Source organism: Flavobacterium sp., from assembly GCF_028712645.1.
Lineage (GTDB): Bacteria > Bacteroidota > Bacteroidia > Flavobacteriales > Flavobacteriaceae > Flavobacterium.
Map to the genome: position 1 here is coordinate 1 of NZ_JAQTPQ010000225.1, position 5,920 is coordinate 5,920.

A 5,920-nucleotide genomic window follows, 5' to 3' on the forward strand; every position below is an offset into this window, starting at 1 on the left:
CTCCTAGCCAAACGGTTTTGGCAGTTGGTTTTATATTGAAATCTTCCTCTTGTTCTAATGCTTCAGCAATAAAATCGGGATGGATTTTTGTCTTCGGAATTTTAAAATCGAACCATTCTTGCAATTCGTAGTCAAAGCAAATGCCGTGCATAAAATTAAAGAGTGATTTCTTTAATCCAAAACTGAATTTATCATGGTCAATTCCTGTATTATCTACAAAATTAATATCGTTATTGGCGAAAGCTCCAAGGATTTCTGTTTCTTTTACTACACCAAATTTTTTAGGATTAATTCCAACTGGACTATGAGCTGTCATCGCAAATTGATGCCAAAATCCCGATTGTAAAATTCCCATTTCAAACAACTGACGTACCATTTCCAAGCTATCCACCGTTTCTTGAACCGTTTGTGTTGGATAACCGTACATCAAATAAGCGTGAACCATAATTCCAGCTTCGGTAAAATTTCGGGTGACTTTGGCCACTTGTTCTACCGTTACACCTTTGTCGATTAATTGCAACAATCTATCAGAAGCCACTTCGAGACCGCCAGAAACGGCAATGCAACCAGAAGCTTTGAGTAACAAACACAAATCGTTGGAGAAACTTTTTTCGAAACGAATATTTGTCCACCAAGTTACAACTAGTTTCCTACGAAGTATTTCTAATGCAAGGGCTTGCATCAATTTTGGCGGAGCTGCTTCATCTACAAAATGGAATCCATTTTCGCCCGTTTGAGTAATCATTTCCTCCATTCGATCACACAATAAACTGGCGGCAATAGGTTCGTAAACTTTGATATAATCTAATGAAATATCACAAAACGTGCATTTTCCCCAATAACAACCGTGTGCCATCGTGAGTTTATTCCAACGTCCATCGCTCCACATTCGGTGCATTGGATTCACGATTTCGATAACCGAAATGTAATTATCCAATGGCAAATCGGAATAATCGGGAGTTCCTACTTCAGATTGTTTGTAATCTGGTTTTAGTGAATTGTTTTTATAAACTACTTTTCCGTTTTCTAAAAGAAAAGTTCTTTTGTATTCATAAGGCTTCTCGACTGCGCTCGAAGTGACAGCATCTACAAGCAATTCGACTGGCAATTCGCCATCATCTAAAGTAATATAATCGAAAAACTCAAAAACACGTGCATCCGAAAGCGAACGCAATTCGGTATTGGGAAAGCCTCCTCCCATAGAAATCTTGATATTCGGATAATGCTTCTTGACCCATTGCGCCGAGCGAAAAGCGGAATATAAGTTCCCGGGAAAAGGAACAGAAATCAGGAATAATTCGGGTTGAATGGTTTCGATTCTTTCCTTTAAAATCGAAAATAAAATTTTATCAATATAAGTTGGTTCTTCTTGTAAAACTGAGTATAATTCGTCGAAAGAATTGGCACTTCTGCCCAAACGTTCCGCATAACGACTGAAACCAAAATTGGCATCGACACATTCGACAATAAAATCGGAAATATCTTCGAGATATAAAGTGGCTAAATGCTTGGCTTTGTCTTGCGTTCCCATCGTTCCAAAAGCCCAATCTAATTCTGCTTATTGTGCAAAACGAGAAGCTTCTGGCAAGAAATCTTCTTGACAAATTTGAAGTGCCAAGGTTGGATTCTTTCCTTGCAAAAAAGCAATCACCGAATCGATAGTTTTGATGTATTGATCTTGTAATGCGAAAATGCGTTTACAATTATCAGTTGTTGGTTGTTGGTTTTTAGATTTAAATAAGTCCTCCAAACCATTTTTAGAAAACAATTTCAAAATGACTTCGATTCCTAAATCTGCCTGCGTTGCCGAAATATTTTTAGTATTCAGAAACCCTTTGATATAAGCCGTTGCTGGATACGGCGTATTCAGTTGGGTAAAAGGCGGTGTAATTAAGAAAAGTTTGGTTTTCAAATGGAATCGTTTTGTGCAAAAGTAGGAGATATTTATGAAATTACTACAAAAAACAGGAGTGTACACACTTCATTATTAATAATTAAAATATCAATAATAATATTTTTTAATTATTTAGTAATTTGTACATATTTAATTACATTTACTGCTTTAAAATTTTAGGAAAGTGAAGTATAAATTACTATTGTTTGTTTTATTGTTTTCTTCAATATGCACAGCACAAGAAATCTGCAATAACGGTATTGATGATGATGGAGACGGAAAAATAGATTTGAATGATAGTGATTGTATTTGCAATAAAACAGCAGTATCTTCCATCATTCCAAATCCTTCTTTTGAGACCCACAATAGTTGTCCTAATGGAATCTCTCAACTTAATATGGCTACTCCATGGGAACAAGCATCAATTCCAACCACAGATTACTTTAATACTTGTGGTTATGTCAACAATGCAGATATGACTCCTTTCCCTGATGGAAATGGTGCTGTGGGCGCATTTTTTGCTGAAAATTGGCAGGAATATTTGGGTGCTTGCTTAACAAATCCTATGGTAGCAGGAACCAGTTATCAATTAAGTTTTGACATTGCTTCAAAACCTGCAATGGGTGACGTAAGCCTTGGCAACAACGGAATTATCGATTACGGACCAATCGATATAGTTCTTTATGGAAAAAGTAATTGTTCGGGTTTTCCGCTTATGACAACAGGATGTCCTTCAAATTGGGACTCCAATTGGATTGTTTTAGGAAGTATGAATTATACACCTGTAGGGAACTGGGGAGTTTTGAATATTATTTTCACACCAACAACCGATATCAATACAATAATCTTGGGAGGTCCGTGTACACTACCCCCAAATTATAATTGGCATAACAATTTTGCTCCTTATTTTTATTTTGATAATTTGTTATTAAATACTGCTGAATCATTTGGAGTAAATATTACTCAAACTGGAGTTTTTTGTGATACTAATTTAACATTAAACGCTAATATCACAACAAATGTAAGTGCAAATGTAACGTTTCAATGGTATCTTGATGGTATTGCAATAATTGGAGCAACCGAAAAAACCTACAATGTTCCTCCTTTCGCTTCTAGTTTAGGTAATTATTCCGTAAAAATAACAGATGATAGCCATTGCTTTATTAGCCCAAAAACAACAATAAATAACACTATTGCTGGACCAAGCTCTACAACCACTCAACCCAATTGTATTGTAACAACTGGAACAATTACTATAACAACTCCTGCATCTCAGTATAGTTTTGATAATGGAGCAACATGGCAAGATTCTCCCACTAAAAATTTATTACCAGTAGGAACTTATTATATCAAAATAAAAACACAAAATGGTTGTGTATCTTCTGCCAATGGAGTTAGCTTAATTGAGCCCCAACTATTAAACTACTCAAATTATACAACTACACAACCTTCAACCTGTGATGGAAAAGGTTCAATAACAATAAATTCAGCTAATGCAGAACAATATAGTTTTGATGATGGAGCAACTTGGACATTAAATTCAACAGCTGATAATTTGGATCCTGGTAATTATTTAATCCGAATTAAAGATGCAGTAGGTTGTCAATCAGCTTCGCAATATGTCATTATTAATAGAGTTTATTTGAATAATCCAACTTATACAGTTGTTCAACCAATTTGTGGAACGGGAGGAAAAATTACAATAACGACAACTTCCTCTTTATATAGCTTTGATGATGGCGTAACTTGGACAACAAATCCAGTTTCCAGTGATTTAGCTCCAGGTTATTATATTTTTAAAATAAAAGATGATTTGGGTTGCGAATCACTTTCTCAATATGTCTATATTTATCCGTTTTATTTAAATTCTTATCCAACTTATACTGCTACACAACCCACATGTGGTACAAAAGGATCAATTACTATAACTACAAGTGCCTCTCAATATAGTTTTGACGGAGGTATTACTTGGTCAACAGACGCTACAGCAACAAATTTAGACCCGGGATACTATTCCATAATGTATAAAAATGATTTAGGATGTATGTCACAAACTCAGTATGTAAACCTCAATTATTTTTATTTAGACAATCCTTCTTATGAAGTTGTGCAACCTAGTTGTGGAACTGGAGGAACTATTTCGATTACTACTTTAGCTGATTTATACAGTTTTGATGGAGGGACAACTTGGACTTCAAATCCTGTTGCGACAAATTTAGCCTCAGGAACTCATTTTATTATGATTAAAAACAATTTGGGTTGTACTTCTAACAATCAATATGTAAATCTCGATTATTTTTATTTACCCAATCCAGAGTTTATAGCTGTAAATCCATCTTGCGGAAATATTGGTAGCATTACAATAACTACTCCAGCAGAACAATACAGTTTTGATGGAGGAAATACATGGACCAATAATCCTGTGGCCAATAATTTACAACAGGGTTATTATTCGATAAAGATTAAGAATGCATTGGGCTGTGAATCTAATTATATGTATGTCTATCTCGATACATATTATTTAGCCAGTCCAAATTACACCGTTGTTCAGCCTGGTTGCGGAACAAAAGGAAGTATTACAATAACAACGGTTGCAGCGCAATATAGTTTTGATGGAGGAAACACTTGGACTACAAATCCTGTGGCAACAAATCTTAATCCAGGTTATTATTACCTTGTAATTAAAAATGCTTCAGGATGTATTTCTAATTATTTGAACGTTTATCTTGAAACTTTTTATTTAGAAACCCCCAATTTCACCGTTGTTCAACCAAGTTGTGGAATCGCTGGTGAAATTTCTATAACAACTATTGCAGATTTTTATAGTTTTGACAATGGGAATACTTGGACAACAAATCCAGTTGCTTCCAATCTTGCAGCAGGTTATTATTATATAATGACAAAAAACAGTTTGGGCTGTGTTTCAAGAACCCAATATGCTTATCTTAATACATTTTATTTGGATAATCCAACCTATACTGTTGTACAACCTGTTTGTGGAACTGGAGGAACAATTACAATAACCACCACTGCAGCACAATATAGTTTTGATAATGGAATTACTTGGTCATCAAATCCTGTCGCATCCAATCTGGCTTCTGGCTATTATTACATCTTGATAAAAAACAATTTAGGTTGTGTTTCCAATTATCAATTTGTAAGTATCAATCCCTTTTATCTTGACAGTCCCACTTATACTGCTGTGCAACCCATTTGTGGAACTGGAGGAACAATTACAATAACCACCACTGCAGCACAATATAGTTTTGACAATGGAATTACTTGGTCATCAAATCCTGTCGCATCCAATCTGGCTTCTGGCTATTATTATATCTTGATAAAAAACAATTTAGGTTGTGTTTCTAATCCACAATATGTTTATCTATACCCGTATTTTTTGGCAAACCCTACTTATACCGTTGATCAACCTAGTTGTGGAACAACAGGAACAATTACGATAACAACTACTGCAGCTCAATATAGTTTTGACAATGGAAACACTTGGACAACCAATCCAGTAGCCACTAATCTTTCATCCAATTATTACTATATAAAAATTAAAAACGCTTTAGGATGTGTATCTGATTATCAATATGTTTATATCTATTCAGCTCCAAATGTTTCTGTTGCTCCAACAGTTACTTCCGTTCAACCTAGCAGTTGTGGTGCCAAAGATGGTAGCATTACAGTAACAAGCTATGCCTATTCATATAGTTTTGATAACGGAATTAGTTGGGTTAGTAATTCAACTTTAGGGTCTTTGGGTGCAGGAACCTATTTAGTTAAAGTGAAAAATAGCTATTATGATTGTCCATCTCCTTCAACTTCCGTCACGTTGAACTCAATCAATAATTTACTTGCTGCTCCAACCTATACAACAATTCAACCTACCTGTGCTACTACTACAGGAACAATTACAATAAATACTGTTGCTGCACAATATAGTTTTGATAATGGAGTAACTTTCATAACCTCTAACACATTATCAAACTTAATTGTAGGTACCTATTTCATAAAATTAAAAAA

At 34.8% G+C, this 5,920-nt stretch carries 1 protein-coding gene and 1 pseudogene; one reads left to right on the forward strand and one right to left on the reverse strand.

Annotated features, from left to right (window positions below):
• Window positions 1-1,912, reverse strand: a pseudogene (locus PHC28_RS14685) (radical SAM protein); the annotation flags it as partial.
• A gap of 166 nt (window positions 1,913-2,078) precedes the next feature.
• On the opposite strand from PHC28_RS14685, the gene PHC28_RS14690 reads away from it, so the two are divergent.
• Window positions 2,079-5,920 (forward strand): hypothetical protein (locus PHC28_RS14690; RefSeq protein WP_300102245.1); only part of this gene is annotated, 3,842 nt, incomplete at its 3' end.